The 19,616-nt window shown below is 31.5% G+C and carries 29 protein-coding genes; 3 read left to right on the forward strand and 26 right to left on the reverse strand.

The features are described 5' to 3' along the window. The first annotated feature begins 2 nt into the window (after positions 1-2). From HNP35_RS09955 to HNP35_RS09965, 3 genes are read left to right on the forward strand one after another with little or no spacing between them, the layout of a single operon-like run. Positions 3-458, forward strand: coding sequence for a hypothetical protein (locus tag HNP35_RS09955; protein ID WP_184160917.1), 456 nt, complete (start codon positions 3-5; stop codon positions 456-458). A 10-nt stretch (positions 459-468) separates the two neighbouring features. Beyond that, complete coding sequence (locus tag HNP35_RS09960; RefSeq protein ID WP_184160920.1) at positions 469-1,035, forward strand: hypothetical protein; 567 nt, start codon at positions 469-471, stop codon at positions 1,033-1,035. Between the two features lie 18 nt (positions 1,036-1,053). Beyond that, the gene (locus HNP35_RS09965; RefSeq protein WP_184160923.1) at positions 1,054-1,416 is read left to right on the forward strand and encodes a glyoxalase; all 363 of its coding nucleotides are present in this window, start codon (positions 1,054-1,056) and stop codon (positions 1,414-1,416) included. Between the two features lie 91 nt (positions 1,417-1,507). On the opposite strand, the gene HNP35_RS09970 is transcribed toward HNP35_RS09965, so the two are convergent. The 26 genes from HNP35_RS09970 to HNP35_RS10095 all read right to left on the reverse strand — a co-directional run bounded on the left by HNP35_RS09970 (position 1,508) and on the right by HNP35_RS10095 (position 19,558). Next, positions 1,508-2,194 (reverse strand): 2'-5' RNA ligase family protein, encoded by a 687-nt coding sequence (locus HNP35_RS09970; protein ID WP_184160926.1) that lies wholly within the window; start codon positions 2,192-2,194, stop codon positions 1,508-1,510. 10 nt (positions 2,195-2,204) lie between these two features. Then, positions 2,205-3,104, reverse strand: coding sequence for a TlpA family protein disulfide reductase (locus HNP35_RS09975; RefSeq protein ID WP_184160929.1), 900 nt, complete (start codon positions 3,102-3,104; stop codon positions 2,205-2,207). Between the two features lie 40 nt (positions 3,105-3,144). Further along, positions 3,145-3,513: an iron chaperone gene (locus HNP35_RS09980; RefSeq protein ID WP_184160932.1), complete on the reverse strand. Its 369-nt coding sequence runs from the start codon at positions 3,511-3,513 to the stop codon at positions 3,145-3,147. A gap of 701 nt (positions 3,514-4,214) precedes the next feature. Beyond that, positions 4,215-4,682 (reverse strand): SRPBCC family protein, encoded by a 468-nt coding sequence (locus tag HNP35_RS09985; protein WP_184160935.1) that lies wholly within the window; start codon positions 4,680-4,682, stop codon positions 4,215-4,217. 114 nt (positions 4,683-4,796) lie between these two features. Continuing rightward, complete coding sequence (locus HNP35_RS09990) at positions 4,797-5,477, reverse strand: porin family protein (RefSeq protein ID WP_184160938.1); 681 nt, start codon at positions 5,475-5,477, stop codon at positions 4,797-4,799. A 68-nt stretch (positions 5,478-5,545) separates the two neighbouring features. Beyond that, positions 5,546-6,127 (reverse strand): TIGR00730 family Rossman fold protein, encoded by a 582-nt coding sequence (locus tag HNP35_RS09995; RefSeq protein ID WP_184160941.1) that lies wholly within the window; start codon positions 6,125-6,127, stop codon positions 5,546-5,548. A gap of 82 nt (positions 6,128-6,209) precedes the next feature. Then, complete coding sequence (locus tag HNP35_RS10000) at positions 6,210-6,740, reverse strand: GNAT family N-acetyltransferase (protein WP_184160944.1); 531 nt, start codon at positions 6,738-6,740, stop codon at positions 6,210-6,212. Positions 6,741-6,778: 38 nt separating this feature from the next. After that, positions 6,779-7,903: a lactonase family protein gene (locus HNP35_RS10005; RefSeq protein WP_184160947.1), complete on the reverse strand. Its 1,125-nt coding sequence runs from the start codon at positions 7,901-7,903 to the stop codon at positions 6,779-6,781. A 230-nt stretch (positions 7,904-8,133) separates the two neighbouring features. Continuing rightward, complete coding sequence (locus HNP35_RS10010) at positions 8,134-9,237, reverse strand: MBL fold metallo-hydrolase (RefSeq protein ID WP_184160950.1); 1,104 nt, start codon at positions 9,235-9,237, stop codon at positions 8,134-8,136. Between the two features lie 305 nt (positions 9,238-9,542). Further along, positions 9,543-9,965 (reverse strand): DUF1801 domain-containing protein, encoded by a 423-nt coding sequence (locus HNP35_RS10015; RefSeq protein WP_184160953.1) that lies wholly within the window; start codon positions 9,963-9,965, stop codon positions 9,543-9,545. A 6-nt stretch (positions 9,966-9,971) separates the two neighbouring features. Then, positions 9,972-11,018, reverse strand: a complete 1,047-nt coding sequence (locus HNP35_RS10020; RefSeq protein WP_184160956.1) for a serine hydrolase domain-containing protein — start codon at positions 11,016-11,018, stop codon at positions 9,972-9,974. A 93-nt stretch (positions 11,019-11,111) separates the two neighbouring features. Further along, positions 11,112-11,480 carry a nuclear transport factor 2 family protein gene (locus HNP35_RS10025; protein WP_184160961.1) on the reverse strand — a complete coding sequence of 123 codons (369 nt, stop codon included), beginning with the start codon at positions 11,478-11,480 and terminating at the stop codon, positions 11,112-11,114. A gap of 79 nt (positions 11,481-11,559) precedes the next feature. Beyond that, positions 11,560-11,772, reverse strand: coding sequence for an ArsR family transcriptional regulator (locus HNP35_RS10030; RefSeq protein ID WP_184160964.1), 213 nt, complete (start codon positions 11,770-11,772; stop codon positions 11,560-11,562). A 1-nt stretch (position 11,773) separates the two neighbouring features. Then, positions 11,774-12,190, reverse strand: coding sequence for a hypothetical protein (locus HNP35_RS10035; protein WP_184160967.1), 417 nt, complete (start codon positions 12,188-12,190; stop codon positions 11,774-11,776). Between the two features lie 43 nt (positions 12,191-12,233). Next, entirely contained in the window at positions 12,234-13,148 is a 915-nt protein-coding gene (locus HNP35_RS10040; RefSeq protein ID WP_184160970.1) for a helix-turn-helix domain-containing protein, read from the reverse strand. Between the two features lie 221 nt (positions 13,149-13,369). Beyond that, positions 13,370-14,266, reverse strand: a complete 897-nt coding sequence (locus HNP35_RS10045; RefSeq protein WP_184160973.1) for an SDR family oxidoreductase — start codon at positions 14,264-14,266, stop codon at positions 13,370-13,372. 103 nt (positions 14,267-14,369) lie between these two features. Beyond that, the gene (locus HNP35_RS10050; RefSeq protein ID WP_184160976.1) at positions 14,370-14,855 is read right to left on the reverse strand and encodes an SRPBCC family protein; all 486 of its coding nucleotides are present in this window, start codon (positions 14,853-14,855) and stop codon (positions 14,370-14,372) included. A gap of 96 nt (positions 14,856-14,951) precedes the next feature. Beyond that, positions 14,952-15,401 (reverse strand): hypothetical protein, encoded by a 450-nt coding sequence (locus HNP35_RS10055; RefSeq protein ID WP_184160979.1) that lies wholly within the window; start codon positions 15,399-15,401, stop codon positions 14,952-14,954. A gap of 13 nt (positions 15,402-15,414) precedes the next feature. Then, positions 15,415-15,855: a hypothetical protein gene (locus HNP35_RS10060; protein WP_184160982.1), complete on the reverse strand. Its 441-nt coding sequence runs from the start codon at positions 15,853-15,855 to the stop codon at positions 15,415-15,417. 27 nt (positions 15,856-15,882) lie between these two features. Next, positions 15,883-16,620: a DUF2625 domain-containing protein gene (locus tag HNP35_RS10065; RefSeq protein WP_184160985.1), complete on the reverse strand. Its 738-nt coding sequence runs from the start codon at positions 16,618-16,620 to the stop codon at positions 15,883-15,885. Positions 16,621-16,632: 12 nt separating this feature from the next. Further along, on the reverse strand, positions 16,633-17,034 hold the full coding sequence (locus HNP35_RS10070; RefSeq protein WP_184160986.1) for a DUF1801 domain-containing protein: 402 nt from the start codon (positions 17,032-17,034) through the stop codon (positions 16,633-16,635). Positions 17,035-17,049: 15 nt separating this feature from the next. Next, positions 17,050-17,484, reverse strand: coding sequence for a GNAT family N-acetyltransferase (locus tag HNP35_RS10075; RefSeq protein WP_184160989.1), 435 nt, complete (start codon positions 17,482-17,484; stop codon positions 17,050-17,052). A gap of 12 nt (positions 17,485-17,496) precedes the next feature. After that, positions 17,497-17,940, reverse strand: coding sequence for a hypothetical protein (locus HNP35_RS10080; RefSeq protein WP_184160992.1), 444 nt, complete (start codon positions 17,938-17,940; stop codon positions 17,497-17,499). Between the two features lie 22 nt (positions 17,941-17,962). Next, positions 17,963-18,301 carry a n-acetylglutamate synthase gene (locus tag HNP35_RS10085; protein ID WP_184160995.1) on the reverse strand — a complete coding sequence of 113 codons (339 nt, stop codon included), beginning with the start codon at positions 18,299-18,301 and terminating at the stop codon, positions 17,963-17,965. Between the two features lie 7 nt (positions 18,302-18,308). Further along, positions 18,309-18,956 (reverse strand): suppressor of fused domain protein, encoded by a 648-nt coding sequence (locus tag HNP35_RS10090; RefSeq protein ID WP_184160997.1) that lies wholly within the window; start codon positions 18,954-18,956, stop codon positions 18,309-18,311. A gap of 110 nt (positions 18,957-19,066) precedes the next feature. Beyond that, on the reverse strand, positions 19,067-19,558 hold the full coding sequence (locus HNP35_RS10095) for a TPM domain-containing protein (protein ID WP_184161000.1): 492 nt from the start codon (positions 19,556-19,558) through the stop codon (positions 19,067-19,069). Positions 19,559-19,616: the final 58 nt, after the last annotated feature.

A 19,616-nucleotide genomic window follows, 5' to 3' on the forward strand; every position in this document is an offset into this window, starting at 1 on the left:
AAATGAACATCAAATTTTCTAAGCAGATCGTCATTTTAATTGTTTTGGTCTTGATTTCTTGTAATGGAAATAAAGACAAAGCGAATGTGAAATCTCAGAAAGATAGTGCCGAAAAGGATTTAGTAAAAACTAAAATACAATCCGAAAACTTTGAAGATTTCAACAAAAAATTTCATGCAGATTCTTTATTCCAAGTTTCAAGAGTAGATTTTCCGATTGAAGGGAAACATATTTCTGGTTTTGAACAACACGAGTGGACAAGAAAGAACTGGCAATTTCAGGTTATTCCCGTAGCAGAAGGAACGGAAATAGGAGAATATGAACATTCAGTAGTAAAAACAGATTCTTTAGTTACTGAGAAATTTTGGATTCCAGATAGTGGTTTTGAAGTGGAAAGACAGTTTAAACTAATAAATAACAAATGGTTTCTAATCTTTTATAATGATATAAACTTGTAATTCTTTAACAATGAGGATTAATATACTTTTGTTTCTTCTTTTTATGTCGCTTATTGGATTTTCTCAAAATGGAAAACTAACAGGGAAATTGATTTTAAAAGATGTTGAAAATTACAAAAGTGTATCTGAAAATACATTTGTAATATTAAAAGCAGGAAAAAGAATTGATAGTGTAAAAGTAAATCATGATTTAAGTTTTGTTTTTAATAATTTAGGAACTGACACTTTAAGAATTTTTATTTCACCGAGAACATATCTAACCAATATTATTTATAATTTATGTTTAAAAGAAAATGAAATTAAACATATTGAAATTCCCTATGCTTCAGTTTGTCCATACAGCGAAGGTAAAGGAAACATCTGTCCTGTCTGTAAGAAGAATGATAAAGTAATTCCAATTGTTTATGGATTTACTATGAAAATTAAATATAGAGACAAGAACGGTAATCTCACGGATAAAAATGGCAAAATAATTTCTAAAGAAGAAGATGAAAAAGTAACATCTAAACAAGGTGGTTGCGTCATTACAGATTGTCAGCCCAATTGGTTTTGTCAATTGGATAACATAGATTTTTAAATTGAAAATTAAACTAAAATGGAAAAGAATATAAAATCAATCAGACCATTTATTGGTTCTAAAAATTTCGAAATTTCAAGAAGTTTCTACAGTCATTTAGGTTTTGAAGAAACGGTTTTAGATGCAAAAATGTCTGTTTTTAAAGCTAATGAAATCGCCTTTTATCTGCAAGATGCTTACGTTAAAGACTGGATTGACAATACCATGATTTTTGTAGAAGTTGAAGATGTAGAAAGTTATTATAGTAAACTTTTAGCTCTAAATCTTCCAGAAAAATTTGAAGGAGCAAAATTAACTCCGATACGATATTTAGATTGGGGAAGCGAATGTTTCCTACACGATCCGTCTGGAGTTTTATGGCATTTTGGGAAGTTCAAATAAATTATCTGATTTTTGACAAGATTCGAGTGATATATAATTAAAGTTAATAAGATGGAAATGCATTAATTCGTGAATTCGTGGCAGAAAAAAATTACCTCAGTCCAAAATCTCCCAAAACTCTTGTTGTTTCTTTACGCTGATACCAATCATTATAAACCAATTCTAAATTTTTTACCTCAAATTCTCCGAAATCATAATCACGAAATTTTTCAGCAGTTTCAATTAGTTTTTTCGGATTTTGAAGCTGTTCCTGAAAACGCATTATAGTAGAATGTGCCGTAAAGATAGAATAACGGCTGTCCATACTTTGCTGTAATCCTGATTTTTTGAAATTTTCTCTAAGTTTATTTCGTAAATTATTCAATGTTTCATCACTTGGAAATCCTTGAATCATTAACGCAGATGGAGAAGCAGTTACACCTTTATAATGAATTTTAATTTTCTCAACATCTACCAAACTTCTGCAAATAATTTCAATGTATTCTTTTGGTGAAATCTGATCTAAAGTGAAAGCTGTAGAACACGAAATAATAGACATAACCGTAACGTGAATGTCTGAATCTGGGTAAAAATACTGTTCCGGCTCTACTTTTTTTAATTCTTTGATAAAATGCTGAATATTGGCTTTTATTTCTTCATTTGGACGTATGAGTAACGTAATTCCGAAACGAGAATCAGATTCATTCTTAAGTTCTAAATCTATTGAGTATTTTCCTGCTGAGATTGTTTCAGCAGAAGTTTTATAAAGTTGGTTGTAGTGTTCGGTTAGATTATTCATTAGAAATATATTATTCGGCTTCAAAAATAGATTTTAATTGCTTTTGTAGATCGTGTTTGTTGTTTTCTCCACTGCCTTTCCATTTCCCAATAATAATGCCATTTTTGTCAATTAGAACTTTGTGTGGAATTCCTTGTACAAAGTAATCTGTGAGTATACTTTTAGTATCTTCTGAGGTAAAAATGTGTCTCCACATTTCTATTTTTTCTTTTGCTATAGCTTTTTTCCAAAGATCTGGTTTGTCATCTTTTGCAACGCTAATTATTTCAAAACCTTGCTGATGGTATTTTTGATACAATTCTTTAATGTATGGCAATTCTTCGCGACACGGTCCACACCAGCTTGCCCAAAAATCTATTAAAACGTATTGTTTGCCTTTAAATTCATCTAGCGAAATAGTTTTGTCGTTAATATCTTTTAAAGAAAATTCAGGTGCTTGACTTCCGACTTTACTTTGTTTGAAATATTTCAATTTTTCTGCCATTTCAAGTCCTTTTTCAGAGTTTTTTATTTCGGGCGAAAAATTGTTGAAAACGTCTACAAAAGTGTCATAGAAATTCATTCCAATAAAACGATTAACATGAATTCGAATTAATTGTAAAGAACGAAATGAGTTTGGGTGACTTTTAGCGAAAACAAAATCAAGCTTTAATTCGTTAATGTCATTTTGATCTTTTGCATTTTCTAAATCATCCAGACGAAGTATTAATTGGTTTTTTACAATGGAATCTGTTTCGGTTTCTATTTTTGGAACAATTCCTTTTTGCAAAGCAACAATTGAATCCCGAATTTTTTTAGTTGGTTTGTGTAGTTCTAGAATTTCTTTTTCTATTGCTGATTCATTCTGGGCGAAACTCAAATTACTTACGAGAAAAATAGAAACGATAAATAGAAGGTTTAATTTTTTCATTGAATATGAGTTTTGTGGTCAGCAATACTTCAAATTTAAGCTATTTCTTTTTTACTTTTTCCAAATTTTCTTTCACTCTAAATTTTACAATTTTTGTAATCAAATCGTAAGGCATTTTTTCTTTCAATGGAAATTGAACAGAACCTTTTCCTGATTTATATTTAGAAAGTTCCGCTGCAAAAGCTTCATGTCCAGTTGGCAATGCGTACAATCCGATATGGTTTTTGTAGGCAGCGAAGTAAACTACAATTCCATTTTGTTCAAAAGCGGGCATCGAATAACTGATTTTTTCTTTTGCATCTGGCGCCGCCTTCTGAATCGTCATTCTCACTTTCTCTAAAATTTCCTGAACATCATTCGGAAATCCGCCAATGTATTCATCGATATTTTCGGGTTTCTTTGTTTCCATGGTTTTTGTTTCAAGTTTCAAGTTTCAGGTTTCAGGTTTTAGGTTTTTATAAGCAGGACGTTTTTTTTAACGCAAAGTGCGCTAAGTTTTTTTAATTTCGGGCCTAAGCAGAATCTTTATTAAGTTCGCAAAGCTTTGTCTGTAAAGGATTTGTCCATATAATTTTTATTTCTAAAAGTTTTACCTAAACAAAGCTTTGCGAACTTTTCATTTTAATGATTCTCAAAAAAACTTCGCGCACTTTGCGTAAAACCTTTGCGGGCTTTGCGTTAAAAACCTTTTCAGTTAAATCTTTTAAGCGAGCCTAAGCAGAATCTTTATTAAGTTCGCAAGGCTTTGTCTATAAAGGATTTGTCCATATAATTTTTATTTCTAAAAGTTTTATCTAAACAAAGCTTTGCGAACTTTTCATTTTTAATGATTCTCAAAAAAAAAACTTCGCACACTTTGCGTAAAACCTTTGCGGGCTTTGCGTTAAAAACCTTTTCAGTTAAATCTTTTAAGTGAGCCTAAGCAGAATCTTTATTAAGTTCGCAAAGCTTTGTCTATAAAGGATTTGTCCATATAATTTTTATTTCTAAAAGTTTTACCCAAACAAAGCTTTGCGAACTTTTCATTTTAATGATTCTCAAAAAAACTTCGCGCACTTTGCGTAAATCTTTGCGGTCTTTGCGTTAAAAACCTTTGCGTTTAAATAAACATTACGCTAATCCTTTAGGAAAACGATCTAAAACCAAATTTAGCTGTAAATTATGCTCTAAATACGCTTTTGCTCCAGCCAAAACCAAAGTAAAACCTTCAGTAGAGTTTCGCACCTGATCGATTATTTTATCTGTATCACCATGAAAACCTGAGTTTGTTATACTAACAAAAGTCTCATGTTCATTTAACGGATTAAAAACCCATTCTACCAATGTAATTTCATCTGGATTTCCCCATTCAATTACAATCTTTTTATTTTCCTGAAGAACCACTGTTCTTACCGAAAGTGAAAAACCATACATTTCCCAAGTCCATTCTGTTTTTTGGTTTTCTTCTAGTTTTCCAGATCCTTTTGTAAACCAAAATTTACTAGTAATCTGTGGATCCAAAAAAGCCTGAAAAACCTCTGAAACAGGTTTTCGAATTAGCATTTCGGCTCTTGCAAATTTGTTGTTTTCTGTTTTCATTTTTTTGAGGTTAGAAGTTATGAGTTAGATGTAAGAAGTTGGTTTACAACGTAAACTTCAATTTTTTCTTGCGACCTCTAATTTATGAAATAGTTGCAGTAAAAGTGTCAAAATTTAATTAAATGTAAATCCGACTAATAAATTTAATGAATTGGTTTTTATCGTGCCATCGTTTATTACTTCTGTTTTAGAAATATTTTGAAGTCCAAGATTTTCTCTTATTTCGACGTAAATCAGATGATTAGAATCTAATTTGAATTCTTTTCCAATTCCTGCTGAAAGTCCAAAATCTAAAGATTTTTTACGGTCCGTATCTTCATCGTCTGCATTTATTACGCCCGGAATATTGGATTTAGATTTTATGCCCGATTTCAATAAATAACCCAAATATGGTCCGCCATTTACATAAAAACTTTTATCTGCAGAAAAATTATATTTCAGCATAATCGGAAGCACAATATAATTTAAATAAGCTGTAGTTTTAAAACGATAATTGCCTTCCATTGGTCCTGTTGGAACTTCTGGATTTAATACTTCTACTGTACCTTTAAAGTTTTGTGTTTTCCTTTCATAATTCAAATCGGCTTTTATAGATAAGTTTTCTTGAATTTGATGTTGTAAAGAAATTCCGAACACATAAGCAAAACCTGGATTTTCGTCTGCATAAGAATCATAGCCTCTAAAACTTGAATAATTTAAACCGCCTTGTATTCCGAGTTTAAATTTAGATTCTTGTGCAATTGTTTTAAAAGTAATTAAAGAAAAGGCAAATAATAAAAAGGTAATTTTTTTCATGTTTTTTGGTTAGTTAATTGGATTGCGAATGTATCAAATTACAAGTAAACTTTGTGTCTTTTTTATTGTTAAACCTCTTTTTTATCAATCCATTTACCAACTGTAGGAGCAGTATAATTTCTCATTTGATGTAATAAATCATCAATGTTGTCGCTAACCAAAAGCATTTCTCTATTTACTTCTTTTAACAAACCTTTTGTTGTCATTGTTTGAAGCAATTCAATTAGCGAATCGTAAAAACCATTTACATTTAAGATTGCGATTGGTTTTTTATGAAGTCCCAATTGCGCCCAAGTCAACATTTCAAAAAGTTCTTCTAGAGTCCCAAAACCGCCAGGAAGCGCAATTACACCATCGCATAAATCATTCATTTTGGTTTTGCGTTCGTGCATGCTTTCTACGACAATTAATTCGGTTAAACCCAAATGGGCAATTTCTTTAGATCGTAAAAAGTTCGGAAGCACACCAATTACTTTTCCTCCAGCATTTAATGCGCCATCCGGAACAGCGCCCATTAAACCTACATTTGCACCGCCGTAAACCAATTCTATGTTTTGTTCTGCCAAAGTTTTTCCTAAAGCAGTAGCTTGTTCTTCATATATTTTTTCTGTACCAAAACTAGAGGCACAGAAGACTGTTATTCTTTTCATTTTTTTTATTTTTTGAGAAAGGGAAAAGATTCAAGAAGAAAGATGCAAGAGAATCTTTCTTCTTTATTATTTCTTTTCTCATTTATTCTTTTTTCTTTAATTCATATTCAAAATAAGGCATATCTACGCCATTTGCGGTAATAATCATATCTCTTGCTTTTTCTGCTCCAAGTTTTAGAACCGCTTTTTGCGAACGGAAATTTTCTGCTCCGACATGAAAGAGTACCGAATTTACATGCTGAAAGGCATAATCAATCAATAATTTTTTGCATGATTTATTATAAGGTCCGCCCCAAAATTTTCTTGCTAAAAAAGTATATCCAATTGCAATACTTGAATTTTCTGGTTTGTAATCGTAATAACGAGTTGTTCCAATAATTTCGTTGGTTTGTTTGTCTAAAATTAAAAAAGCGCCTTTAGATTCTAGTCCAGCATCGAAGAATGTTCTAAAACCTTCTCTATTGCTTCTGTCTTTTGATGGATGCTGTTCCCAAATCAAAGGATCTGAAGCAGCTTCAAACAATCCTTCAAAATGTTGTTCTTCTAAAGGAATAAGTTTTATAACATTATCTTCTAAATTATTAGGCTGTAAATTGAAATATGGTGTTGTCATTTTTTTATTTTTTTTGAATTAGTTTTTTGAAATAAATATCAAATCCTTTTAATCTGAACACAAGAGACATCCTGCATTTTAATTTCTTTTCCAACTTTCTTTAATAACCCCGTTTTCGAATTTCTTTTAAATACGATTACATTTCCAGTTTGAACATTAGAAGCCACTAAAAATTTACCGCTTTCATCAATGGCAAAAACACGTGGATGTTTTCCTAAAGTCGATTGATAACCAATGTTTTTTAGAAGTCCATTTTCATCAATTGAAAAAATAGCAATGTTGTTTTCTTTACCTCGATTGGTAGCATAGAGAAATTTTCCATCTGGCGAAATGTGAATATCAGAGCTTTCAAAACCGTCTTTTATTTTATCAGGATGCGTTGCAATGCGCTGGATTTTATTTAAAACACCATTGTCATAACTGTAGACACTTATTTGCCCAGCCATTTCTTCAATACAATATGCCCATTTTTGATTTGGATGAAAAGTAAAATGCCTTGGTCCAGCTTCTAAATCAGTTTTGGTGAAAGGGTTTTTAGTTTCAACTAAAGGTTTTTTCTGATTTTCATTAAAAGCATAACAGCGAATTTTGTCAGCACCTAAATCAGGTAAAAACAAATAATCGCAATTCGGAGAAAATACAGACGAATGCACGTGCGATCTCGTTTGTCTTTCTTTATTGACACTTCCGTCCATATACTGAAAATTCTGTGCAATCGAGTCGATTTTGCCATTTTCTAAAATTGGAAAAACAGAAACGCTTCCTTCTGTATAATTCGCATTTGCAATCCACTTTCCGCTTTTATGAACCGAAACATAAACAGGATTTTCGCCACCGCTTCTTTGACTATTTAAAAAAGTAAGTGTTTTTGCTGTTGGATTAAATTCAAAACTGCTTATACTTCCTGCATTTGGAGTTTTGGTGTCTGTGCAGGCATAAATATATTTTCCGTTTGGTGAAACCGTTAGATAAGAAGGATTTACAATGTTTTTAACTGAAGTAAATTTGGTCAATTTCCCGCTTAAAGTATCCAATTGATAAACCTGAATAGCTTCTGCTGTTTTATCACGATTATAAGAACCCAAAAAAACATAAGTATTTTGAGAAAATAGGTTTATTGTTATTACAAAGGCAATTGCTAGATAGTATATTTTTGGTTTCATTGGTTTTCAGGTTTCAGGTTTGAAGTTTCAAGTTTCAAGTTTCAAGTTTCAAGTTTCGACTTTGAAGCTTCAGGTATTGGTTTCATTGTCAGGCTGAGCGAAGTCGAAGCCCGAGTGTTAATTGGAGCGCCCTTCGACTTCGCTCAGGGTGACATTGCAATTAACAATTAACAATTAACAATTATCAATTATCAATTATCAATTATCAATTATCAATTATCAATTATCAATTATCTCAGGTTAAGCCACCATTGTTTAAATTCTTGTTTTTCATTTTTCAATTCCACTTTTTCTCCAATCATTGGCGTAATTAGCGGAATAGGATTTTCACTTAAATTATTCAGTTCAGTAACTTTCTTTAAAGGTTCGTCCCAAGAATGAAGCGACAAAGCAAACTTAGAAGAATGAACGGGAAAAACTCTTTTTGCTTTCAAATCTTTCATGGCTTTTATGACATCTTCTGGCATATTATGAATATATTTCCATTTTTGATTGTATTGTCCGTTGTCAAGTAATGCTATATCAAAAGGGCCATATTTTTCACCAATTTCTGCAAAATGTTTGTCGTAACCGCTGTCGCCGCCTAAATACATTTTAAAATCTTTAGTTTCTAAAACAAAAGAAGTCCAAAGCGTATTGCACCTTTTGAAACTTCTTCCCGAAAAATGTCTGGATGGAGTAGTATGAAGAACGAGATTTTCATCTAATTGAATGGTACTGTACCAGTCTTTTTCGATAATATTGTTTGATGGAAATCCCCAAAATTCAAAATGCGAACCAACGCCGAGAGCCGTAATTATTTTTTTTACTTTAGGTTTTAATTTCAGAATTGTATCATAATCCAAATGATCATAATGATCGTGGGTAATCAGCAAATAATCGATTTCTGGAATATCATCAACAGTATAAATATCTGAACCTTTAAAAGATTTTGTTGTTCCGGGAATAGGGGAGGCATTTCCGCTAAAAACAGGATCAATTAAAAATCGTTTCCCTTCAAGCTGAATAAAATAAGACGAATGTCCAAACCAAATTAAAACATCTTGATCAATTGGAAGTTCGTGTAAATTGGTTTTAATCGACGGAATTAAATCTGTAGGAGTTTTTCTTTCTACTTTTTTGAAGAAAAATTCAAGTAAAACTCCAGCCATACTTTCTCCTTCGGCAAGATCTGGCGTAAGACTTTGATTTTCGAATTTTCCGTTTTTATATTGAGGCGAATGCTGAATTACATTCAGTCTTTCTCCAGAAGGCGCTTTTCCAAATTTTGGATGTTGAAGAAATCTGTAAACTGCGAAAGCTATTAGGATTATAAGAATTATGAATGTGATCATTTTATTGAGAATGAAAAATTTTATTGTTAGAATATTTTTGAAAAAATTTTGCTGAAAAATTGATAAATAAATACAATAGATACCGTTATTAATAAAAGTAAACCAAGATACAATCTAATATTAGCGAGATTATTATAAGTATCCCTTTGTATAATGTATGTATAAACTTTTTTTCGATTGTAAAGACACAAAATAAAAACTGTAATTAAAATTAATGCAAATATGCATTCCAAAATGAAACCATCTATTTCATTTTGCGATGTTCTCACAATTGCAATTGAAAAAAATAGCTTGTTCATGTATTTTCACTTTGAGGGATATAGTTTTTGAGTGTATTCAATAGAAAGTGAAATTATGTTTTTTAAGATTTCAATATCAATATCAGTTAGTTTTTTAATATAAATACAAGCTTTAGAAGAAGTATGTTTTCCGAGCTTGGGTAAAAGTTCTTCTCTTTCTTTTTCAGGCAAATAAAAATAAACCGTTGTAGCAGCTTTTCTTGGCGAAAAACCAGCTAATGGAGCGTCGCCTTCGTGACCGCTTTCATATTTGTAATGATAACTTCCAAAACCAATAATACTTGGTCCCCACATTTTGGGTTCGAAACCAGTTGTTTCTTGGATTATTTTTAGAAGTTCAAAAGCATCATTTTTCTTTTTGTCATCTTCAACAGCATTTATAAAATCAACAACGCTGCTTTCGGTTTCGGTAGTTTTATTTTTTGCCATTTGGAGTTATTTTTTATTTAATAAATCACTTTTGAATAAGATGTTTTTGATTTTAAATTCAGAGGCATAAAACAATTTAGAATCTTCTGGCATCTGATTTTCTAAAACTATTAAACTTATATCGCTTTCCGGAAAATACAAATTTACAGAAGAAAATCCATCTCCTAAGCCTGTGTGTCCAAGATATTTATAAAGTTCTTTTTCTATAACTCGAATGCCGTAACCATAACCGTCTTTTTCTTTTCCGAAGAAATTATGTTGTGATAGAATTGTGTTTTTGGTTAACAATTTATAGGATTCTGGTTTTAATATTTTTCCTTTATGAAGATTATTATTCCAGATTGCTAAATCTGAAACGGTAGAAATTATGCCATCTCCACCTAAAGTTTCATCATTAATTTGTCTTGATGTATCGGGTTTAAACTGATTGTTTATATTGTAATAACCCGTTGCCAGATTTTGCTCTTTATCTTTTGAATAACAAAAAGTATGATTCATTTTTAATTTCTTAAAAAGTGATTCGGCAACTTCTCTATAACTTTTTTTAGAACTGAATTCTACAATTTTTCCAACAAGATTAAAACTTAGATTTCCATATTTAAAATCGGTTCCAGGTTTAAAAATTAGTGGTTTTTGTAAATCGACAATTCCGTGCGAATGATTTAAAAGCTGATGAACCGTTACAGAATCTGCCCAAGTTTGTTTTAATTCAGGAAGGTACTTTTTAATTGGAGCATTCAGATCCACTTTTCCTTTTTCGACTTCTAGTAAAAGTAAAACGGCAGCAATTAATTTGCTATTGGACATAATTTCAAATTGTGTATCGATCTTTAAAGGTTTTTTTGTTTCGAAATTTGAATAGCCTTTAACCTTAGAATACAATGTTTTTCCGTTTTGCGAAACCAAAACAACACCATTAAATGTAGGATTCGTATTTTGAACTAAACTATCAATGCTTTTTTTATAATCATCTTTTTTTTGCGCGGAAGATTGACAGCTGGAAAAAATTAGTAATAAGGATAAAAAAGAAGAAAATTTAAAAATTGAGTTCATTGATTAGTTGATAGTTTTTATTTTTAGTTTATAGGTCTAGTTTTTATTCTCATTTTATAATTAATCATTAACAATTAATCATTAACAATTAATCTAAAACATTCCATTTTCATTAATATTATTTTTCGGAATAGGCTGTCCTAAATCCCAAAGTTCTACGATTTTTTCTGATTCGAATTTTAAGATGTGAACAACAGCAAAACCAATATCAGATGGAGTTTGTTTGAGATGCGAATGTACAGCAACTAAATCTCCATCTCTCAAAAGATGATGAATTTTAAAAACCTTATTCGGGTTTGTTCTGGCAGACTCTTCCATAGCTAGCATCAAAGTCTCGGCATCACCTTTAAAGTGCGTGTTATGATGCTTGAAATTCTTCCCAACATATAATCGAAAAGCTTCGTGAGAGTGTCCTTTTGCTGCCAATGTCAGGAAGTTTTTTGCGATTTCTTTCTTAGTCATAATTCAAAATTTAAAAACAAACTAAGTTATGAAATAAAGCGCTATAATATTTGTAGAAAAAGCAAAGAAATTTATAAAATTAAAGGACTTCCGATTTGATTTCTGAGAAATCAATACCAAGTTTAGAAAACTCTTTTTCGCCTAATTCTGTAATATAAAAATGCTTGTCAGAAGGATCTTTTTTGGCAATCCATTTTTTCTCGATAAAGTTTTCTAAAAGCAGTTCGCCAAGTTTTCCTCCTAAATGCTCGTAACATTTTTTTGCTGGTTTTATACTAGGAGAAGTGTTCATTTTAGATTTTCTTTTTTACAGCAATTTTAGAAGCCAAATAAGCTGTAGGTATATATGCAAAAATCAAATCAACAAAATTGAACCAGATCGGAGAAGGTAAAGTGAAAATAGTCACAATGCCACCAAATAAAAAGAAGGCTGCAATTCCGAAAGCTAATTTTGTTTTGTGCTTAAAGGCGATTAAAGCTGTTGTGAGTGCGCCAGCAAATGTTCCAATAGCGTGTGCTAAAAAGGGAAATAGAAAATGCTTTGGCTCAAAAAGAGGCATTGCAGCTTTTAGTCCTTCGGTTGTGCTAACGTCTGTGCCATTTGGAGCCGGAATTATAGAACCGCTGATTAAAAGGATACTCATATTGACAACACTTCCGATTATAAGACCGGCAATTACGGCCAAAGTATTTCTTAAAAATGGATTCATAATTTTCGTTTTTTATGTAACGAATTTATGAAAAATAAAGCAATTAGTTAAAAGATTGTCTGAATTCTAGCGGAGAACTATTGGTTTTGGTTTTAAACAATTTACTAAACGACTGCTGATGCTCAAAACCAAGATCAAATGCGATTTCGCTAATCGATAAATTGGTGGTTGAAAGTTTTTCTTTTGCTTTTTCAATCAGTTTGTTGTGAATATGCTGTTGTGTGCTTTGGCCAGTATGTGTTTTCAGTAATCCGCTTAAATAGTTTGGAGAAACATTTAAGTTTTCGGCAATAAATTGTACCGTCGGAAGTCCTTTTTGTTTTATAGAATCATCAGTAAAATAATCTTCCAATAGTTTTTCTAAACGTGCTAAAATCTGGTGACTGCTAATTTTTCTGGTAATAAATTGCCGGTTGTAAAATCGTTCGGCATAAGTTAAAAACAATTCAATTTGGGCAATAATAACGTCTTGGCTGAATTTATCAATATTAGACTGATATTCCTGCTGAATATTTTTGATAATGTCAATTAGCATATTTTCTTCTTTATCAGAAAGATGCAATGCCTCATTGACTGCATAACCAAAATAATCATATTGTTTGATTTTTTGCGCAAGCGGCGTATTCCAAAGAAAATCAGGATGAATCAACAAAGACCATCCTGTGTGCTGCATTTCGGAATTTCCTTCAATAGAAAATACTTGTCCAGGCGAAAGAAAAATCAAAACCCCTTCTTTAAAATCGTATTCCTGCTGGCCATAACGCATTTTAGCATTGGCATTTCTTTTTAACGCAATTGAATAAAAATCGAGCATTAAACTTTTGGGTTCTTCGCTATTTAAATATTTTAGATCTTCAAAATTGTAAACGCTCACCAAAGGATGTTCGGGTTTTGGCAAATCTCGAAAATCATGAAATTCGCTGATGCTTTTAAATCGAAGAGGTTGCTGATTTGCCATAGTACAAGTTACTTAATTTTAGCTTTTTGTTGTAATTAAAAAAAATAATAATTTAACACATAGAAACATAGTATTGAAGCGTTGCGATTGTGTGGAAAAAGAGATCAAAAGAAACAAGTTTCCAAACATAGTTAAACTATATGCATTTAAATTAGTGAAACGCCTTTTTTAAAGCATCAAAAGACTATGTCCCTATGTGTTAAAATAATGAAGCCAATAGATTAATTTTGATTGAAAATAGCAGCAAATTCTTTTGCGTAATCTGCCAATTTTGTTTTTCCTAAAACTGCCGGACGATTTTGATAGTAATCTTCTGCCAATAAACCGTTGTAAAGCCCAGCGTACATTTCTACCAAACCTTTTGCAATTTTGGGTTGCATTCCAACAGAAATAAGTCCGTTTAAGGTTTCTTCGTCACTAATCAAATTCCATTTTAAATCCGGAATTCCAATTGCTTCACCTAAAATTTTTGCCGTTTGATGTCCAGAAAGTTCTTCGCTTGCCACATAACGTATTTTTTTTCCGTCAAGCGGAGTTGTAAGCTCTTCGGCAATTGCTTCTGCAATATCGTTTGGAGAAACCCACGGAATCAATTCGTCAGCACCATAATTTGTGGCAATAAAACCTTTATTTTTAATCTGCGGAATATAAGCCAGTAAATTGTAATAAAAAGAAGTTGGACGCATAAAGGTGATTGACACATCTGAAAGTTTGTTCAGAACCGCCTCAATTTCGTTATAACGCTGAATAATTCCAGAATTGCTTTCTAAATGCGCGCCAACACTGCTTAAAAACACCACACGTTTTACGCCAGATTTTGTGATGGCTTCGGCATAATTATTTCCAATTGTTCGTGTAAATGCGTCTAAATCAAGATTCGGATCAAAATAATTTGCACGAGGAATCATGCAATATACGGCATCTGCACCTGTAAAAGTCTCAGTTAAAAAAACAACATCGTTTACAGAACCAATTGCTGCAGAAGCACCCAGATTTTCAATTTCAGATTTTCTGTCATTGCTACTTGCAATTACAGTAATTTGATGTCCATTTTTGATTAAAGCTTTCGCTAAAGGTTTGCTGATGTTCCCCAAAGAACCTGTAATGATAATTTTCATAATACTATTTTTTTGATGATACAAAGTTGCGCAGCATCAAGCAAATAGATGTAGCCAAATCTCTGATTGACTTAGCCTAAAATAATATTAATGAAGAAAACTATTATTTTTCAGAAAGCTTTCTTTCGGTTTCTGTTTGTGGTTTTCCAGTTGCATTGGGTTCGCCTTTTCCCGTTTCAATCAGTTTTCTTAAGCTGTTTTGAATGTAATTGGTCCAACCCGATTTACAAACTTCAAAGCATTCGTATTCTGGAACCAAACCAACATGTGTAAAAGTAAGTTGGGTTTTGTTTTCTTGTTTTGAAATATCAAAAACAGCAGTTGTGTTCGTCCATTCGGTATCATCTTTAGTAAAGCTGAAATAATTTTCTTCAATCAGCCAAACGATTTTCTGATTCTGAATTACTTCAATTAACTTTATTTTACAACGATGTACATCTTCATAATGATATTTAAACTCGTCACCTTTATTTGCTGTTTTTCCTTCAATTTCTTCCGACCACCAGCCACGAACATTTTGTATGGCTTTAAAAACTTCTTCCGGTGATTGATTAACGAGTAGGGTTGTGGTAAAATCTTGTGCACTCATTTTGATTGATTTAGAAATTAGTAAAGTAAAATTACAATCTAAAAATCAAATAGTTGAGGTGTTTAAAAGACTATTTTGAGGTGCATTTCAGACAATTTATGCTTTTTCTTTTTTTAAGAATGCAATCATAAAATTTGCAATATAAATTGGTGAGGCAATAAAAAGTATAACGAAAATTTCTGAAGTTAACACCAGATTTATTAGTAAATAATTGTCAAATAAAGGAAAATCATTATCTCTAAAAAGTTTGTTATAAAGAAAAATGCCCCAATAAATTAAAAAGCTTCCAATTAAAATAAAGGAATGAATAACGGTTAGGGGATGTATGAGTTGTTTTTTAAAGATTTTTTGAACAATCCAATAACCAAGTCCCATTAGAAAATAGAGGGTAAATAGAACAATCGAAATTTCAAAGTAACGTATTACAAAATAGGTATCGTGAATATTAACGTCTAGGGTGTCTTCTGAAATGCAGATTCCTATTAATAAAATAATTAGAGCTGTAATCCAGAATAAATGATAAACTTTTACTTTTTGAAAAATCATCTTTTTTAATAATTTATAATTGCGGTAATAAATAGGCTATAGCATAAATTATAGCTAACAAAATAACCACGCTTATAATAGAAATAAGAAAAACTCGCCATCCGTTAAAAAATTCACCTCCATTATTGACATGTTTTTCAATATCTTTTTCTTGGTAAGTCTGAATTATAAAAGAAGTAATAAATGCATAAACTGCAGGAAAAACGACACTTGGAAAATTCTCAGGTATATTAAAAGCAATTATAGTGATTAAGATAGTAGAAACCACTGTAATGATATAGGTGTTTCTGGCTTTTTCGAAATCATTAAAAGCTTTAAAATTTTCTGCAATGCAATATCCGGCAACGAATGGACCTCCAAAGAAAGTTCCGGCGCTTACGGCTGTTTTAGAATAGATTTTCTCGGTTGGAATTTCTTCAAAAACTGATTTTTCTGGGTTTTCTTCTTGTATCATTTTTACTATTTATGAGTTGGGAATTTTTTATTGATGACCCAATTGTTTTCTCAAATCTAAATTAAGATTATATTGTTCTTCAACAGGAATAGCTTTTCTTTCAACTTTATTAATGTCGCTTCCTTCTTCTGTCCATAAAAACGGATAAAAATTAAAAACTTGATCGCCTTTTAAAGTAGCAACTTCTTTTTTCCAGTTTTCCCAACGGCTTCCCGAGTAATATTTATCTAAATCATTATTAAAACAGAATTCTAAAAACTGAGAATATGTAATGTCGAGAGGTTCGTACTCTAAATTATCTGGAGCAAAATAATAAATGTTGCCCAAATCTGTTCCGAGCGCACCGCCATTTAATAAATAGAATCCGCCCAGAGCATCGTCTGCGATTAAAAGAAAAGATGGCGTTTCTCCAAATTCTTTAAAAGATTTTCCTTTGTTCCAATCAGGAAGACTTCGATTAAGTTTGGCGCTTCCAGAACCCAAAATTCGAATCCAACCGTTATCGATTAAAATTCCACCTGTTCTGTAAATGATAGCACCCATTGGCGATGCTGTTGTTACTTGCGTATTATACAAAGCGTTTTTAGCTTTTTGCGGATCGGCAGGAAGTATTTCTACTTTATTTTGAGCAGATTTGCTCCATTCTTTTACCGATTTCCATCCAGAATCATTTAGATCTATAAGGTCTTCTACTGGTTTCATTTTTGTTTGTGAAATGCTTGTTGATGTTATTAAAATAAAGGCAAATAATTGAAATAATTTCATTGTGGTTTTTGGTTAATATGGTTTGGTCATTAATCGAATTAGAACTCCTTTTCTTTTTACAATATTTTTATAATCCCATTGAATTGTTTTTGCTTTTTCGAGCCAGCGTTTTACATCCTCTTCGTTGATCTGATCACTTTGGGTATAACGCATTTCCGCAGCTTTAAAAGAACCTTCATTTTGCAATTGTTCTTCATCAAAAGATTGTCCGCTCCAAAAAAGTAATCTTACTGAGCCCTTTAGTTTGCTATATCCTACAATCGGGTTTCCGTCTAGAAACCAAACCGGATGCGCGTGCCAGATTTTGCTTTCGGCTTGAGCTAAATTTTTATTTATAATAGAATAAAGAAGATTGCAGATTTCTTTGTCTTCTAAACTTTGCGAATCGTTGTAATTTTGAATTTCCTGATTCATAGTTTCCGTATTTAATTATTTTACCTCTTTTGTTAACTCAAATAATATATAAATTCCGTTGCTAGAATGTCCTTTTTCTTTTTCAATAAATCCTTTTTTAATATAAAAATCAATCGCTTTTTTATTGTTTTCCAGACATTTTAGAGTCAGCGGAAAATTAGTTTTCGAAATCGCCGCTTTCAATAATTCAGAACCAACATTTTTTCCTTGATAATTATAATCTACATACAAATGATGAATAAAATTATTAGGCATCCAAATCGAAATAAAACCAACTGGAATATCATTCCAAAATGCCGTGAGAATATATTCACCCTGAGTTTGTTTGATAAAATCTTCTAATTCAAATTGAGAAATATCTTGCCATGTAAAAGTTCTTTTTCTTTCTTCTAAGAAAATATTTTGTAGCGCTTTTAAATCCTGATTTCTAAATTCGACTATGCTTAACATGCATTTTTAGATTTAAATCCTTTTTAACAAAATTGTGCTATCCTCGTTCGCTTCATTAAATTCGGTAGCTCTGGTGCCGTTTAAGCCAAGATTGATTCTGATTTCATTATTACTTTTAAAATCTAGTATAGCTAGTATTCTACCTTTTTCAACTTCTTTACCTTTTTCTATGGCAATTGCAATAGCATCTAACGTTACTGGAACTTTAGATTCGTCAATTTCATATTTCAATAACGCTTTTTTTCCGTCATTTTTTCCACCTCTGATTATAAAATTTTTCCCATCGATAAATTCGCCATTAATCGTCATCGAAATAAAATTATCTGAAGTAAAAATCATTTTATTTTTTGTTCCATGCATATCAGTTCCTTCCCATTCGCCAACTAGAATTTCTTTTTTAGTTTGTGCGTACGACAGACTTGTAAAAAGGAGAAAAAGTAACAGATTTTTTTTCATTGTTTAACCGAGTTTATATTGATTATTGTTCTTGAAGCACTGAATTTCCTTTTGATAAATCTCCAGAAGTCCATTGCCAGGTTTCTTGAAGCCTTATTTTTCCATCTGATAAAATCTCAGGTTTCGAACTGCAAAAGCCTGTCATTAATTCACCTTTTTCGTTTATTTGATGATATCTCATTTCGATATTTCCCATTTTATCAACTAAGCCAATTAAATGTCCTTTAATGATTTTTCCGCCAGAATATTCAGAGGTTAAAATATTTCCTTCTTGTTTGTAATGAAAGACCGTTTCGTTGGAAGTTTCTCCGTTTTCGGTATTACTTACAGGTTTGAAAATTTTGTTATTATAATCAATCATTTGATATTTAGCTTTTTCGATTTAAATCGGTAATTAATAAAGGATTATGCTCTTTTAATTTGTTAACTAAAGCCTCAACTGTCTCTGGATTTTCTTTAATGTTTTCGTATTCTTCAGATGTTATACCTACAATTTGCAAAAAGGAAACTTCTCCATGAGGTGTTTGTTTTTTCTTAACTTCAGGATCATTTACAAAAACTAAAGCCGTAATCTCAGTTTCGGTATCCAGTCTAATTGGTCCGTTTGCAGGCATATAATGAAATTCTTCAAACCAATTACCGCTGCTAAAAACATATTTGGCAATGTTTTGTAAAAGAGCCACAGCCCAACTTGGGTTTCCGTTATCTGCTTCAAAAGGTTTTAATCTGAAAGTAAGTTCGAATCCCCATTTGCTGAATTCGCCTTCTACTTTTTCTTCATTATAATACAATTCAGAAAAACCGTAAGTGACAAAATGATAATGGTCTTCCTGATTTTTACTTTCGTAATAGCTTACTCCGTCAAGCGGATGTTCTCCGCCAAGCATATAACTAATTGCTGGTGCAAAATGTTTAGGTTCTTGACCAGGATACAATTGATCAAATTCTTTATCAATTTCTAACCAGCCAACAGCGTCGTCTTCTGAAAAAGCTTTTTTATATTCATCTAAATTCATTTCGATAGATTTGTAGTTTAAAACTTATACAAGATATTGTTTTTATTGGATAAAATTGAATTCGAAGCATAAAAAAATCCGATTTGTTGGAGCAAATCGGATTGTGTTTGTTATTCTATTTTTTTTACTAATTGAAGCGTGCCTGCTTGAAGACCTTTAAAATAATCTCCTTTTTTCAATTCAGGAATTACATAAGTCGAAATAATCTCCTTTAATTCTGGATCAGTAATTTTAGCGCCTATCTTAGCAACTCCTTGAAACTGAATCTGTCTCAGCTGTTTGCTAATTACAATTAGCACAGCGGTATCAATTTTTAGTTTAGAAAATAAATAATTGTCTAGATGTCTAGAATATTCGTTTAAATCACTGTACGGACTTACAGATGCCGCACTAACAATAAGGATTTTAGATTTGGTTTTGGCTTCACTTGCTTTTAAAAAATCATTGAGATCTTTGACTTGTTTTGGTGTAAGAATGTGTTCAAAATCATTTACATAATCATAAGATTTTGCAAAGATGTTTTGGGTTTCGGTCTTTGTTTGTGCAAAAAAAAGTTGCGGTAAAAAAAGAACTAAAGATAAAAAGCAAATTATTTTTTTCATGGCAGATATGTTTTGGGCGGTGCAAAACTACTGCTTTATTATTAAAAATTTATCTCGA

Source organism: Flavobacterium notoginsengisoli (assembly GCF_014207905.1).
Taxonomy (GTDB): Bacteria; Bacteroidota; Bacteroidia; order Flavobacteriales; family Flavobacteriaceae; genus Flavobacterium; species Flavobacterium notoginsengisoli_A.

Coding starts and splice junctions, on each gene's coding strand:
- HNP35_RS09955 (WP_184160917.1), top strand. CDS start 3: ATGAACATCAAATTTTCTAAGCAGATCGTCATTTTAATTGTTTTGGTC.
- HNP35_RS09960 (WP_184160920.1), top strand. CDS start 469: ATGAGGATTAATATACTTTTGTTTCTTCTTTTTATGTCGCTTATTGGA.
- HNP35_RS09965 (WP_184160923.1), top strand. CDS start 1,054: ATGGAAAAGAATATAAAATCAATCAGACCATTTATTGGTTCTAAAAAT.
- HNP35_RS09970 (WP_184160926.1), bottom strand. CDS start 2,194: ATGAATAATCTAACCGAACACTACAACCAACTTTATAAAACTTCTGCT.
- HNP35_RS09975 (WP_184160929.1), bottom strand. CDS start 3,104: ATGAAAAAATTAAACCTTCTATTTATCGTTTCTATTTTTCTCGTAAGT.
- HNP35_RS09980 (WP_184160932.1), bottom strand. CDS start 3,513: ATGGAAACAAAGAAACCCGAAAATATCGATGAATACATTGGCGGATTT.
- HNP35_RS09985 (WP_184160935.1), bottom strand. CDS start 4,682: ATGAAAACAGAAAACAACAAATTTGCAAGAGCCGAAATGCTAATTCGA.
- HNP35_RS09990 (WP_184160938.1), bottom strand. CDS start 5,477: ATGAAAAAAATTACCTTTTTATTATTTGCCTTTTCTTTAATTACTTTT.
- HNP35_RS09995 (WP_184160941.1), bottom strand. CDS start 6,127: ATGAAAAGAATAACAGTCTTCTGTGCCTCTAGTTTTGGTACAGAAAAA.
- HNP35_RS10000 (WP_184160944.1), bottom strand. CDS start 6,740: ATGACAACACCATATTTCAATTTACAGCCTAATAATTTAGAAGATAAT.
- HNP35_RS10005 (WP_184160947.1), bottom strand. CDS start 7,903: ATGAAACCAAAAATATACTATCTAGCAATTGCCTTTGTAATAACAATA.
- HNP35_RS10010 (WP_184160950.1), bottom strand. CDS start 9,237: ATGATCACATTCATAATTCTTATAATCCTAATAGCTTTCGCAGTTTAC.
- HNP35_RS10015 (WP_184160953.1), bottom strand. CDS start 9,965: ATGGCAAAAAATAAAACTACCGAAACCGAAAGCAGCGTTGTTGATTTT.
- HNP35_RS10020 (WP_184160956.1), bottom strand. CDS start 11,018: ATGAACTCAATTTTTAAATTTTCTTCTTTTTTATCCTTATTACTAATT.
- HNP35_RS10025 (WP_184160961.1), bottom strand. CDS start 11,480: ATGACTAAGAAAGAAATCGCAAAAAACTTCCTGACATTGGCAGCAAAA.
- HNP35_RS10030 (WP_184160964.1), bottom strand. CDS start 11,772: ATGAACACTTCTCCTAGTATAAAACCAGCAAAAAAATGTTACGAGCAT.
- HNP35_RS10035 (WP_184160967.1), bottom strand. CDS start 12,190: ATGAATCCATTTTTAAGAAATACTTTGGCCGTAATTGCCGGTCTTATA.
- HNP35_RS10040 (WP_184160970.1), bottom strand. CDS start 13,148: ATGGCAAATCAGCAACCTCTTCGATTTAAAAGCATCAGCGAATTTCAT.
- HNP35_RS10045 (WP_184160973.1), bottom strand. CDS start 14,266: ATGAAAATTATCATTACAGGTTCTTTGGGGAACATCAGCAAACCTTTA.
- HNP35_RS10050 (WP_184160976.1), bottom strand. CDS start 14,855: ATGAGTGCACAAGATTTTACCACAACCCTACTCGTTAATCAATCACCG.
- HNP35_RS10055 (WP_184160979.1), bottom strand. CDS start 15,401: ATGATTTTTCAAAAAGTAAAAGTTTATCATTTATTCTGGATTACAGCT.
- HNP35_RS10060 (WP_184160982.1), bottom strand. CDS start 15,855: ATGATACAAGAAGAAAACCCAGAAAAATCAGTTTTTGAAGAAATTCCA.
- HNP35_RS10065 (WP_184160985.1), bottom strand. CDS start 16,620: ATGAAATTATTTCAATTATTTGCCTTTATTTTAATAACATCAACAAGC.
- HNP35_RS10070 (WP_184160986.1), bottom strand. CDS start 17,034: ATGAATCAGGAAATTCAAAATTACAACGATTCGCAAAGTTTAGAAGAC.
- HNP35_RS10075 (WP_184160989.1), bottom strand. CDS start 17,484: ATGTTAAGCATAGTCGAATTTAGAAATCAGGATTTAAAAGCGCTACAA.
- HNP35_RS10080 (WP_184160992.1), bottom strand. CDS start 17,940: ATGAAAAAAAATCTGTTACTTTTTCTCCTTTTTACAAGTCTGTCGTAC.
- HNP35_RS10085 (WP_184160995.1), bottom strand. CDS start 18,301: ATGATTGATTATAATAACAAAATTTTCAAACCTGTAAGTAATACCGAA.
- HNP35_RS10090 (WP_184160997.1), bottom strand. CDS start 18,956: ATGAATTTAGATGAATATAAAAAAGCTTTTTCAGAAGACGACGCTGTT.
- HNP35_RS10095 (WP_184161000.1), bottom strand. CDS start 19,558: ATGAAAAAAATAATTTGCTTTTTATCTTTAGTTCTTTTTTTACCGCAA.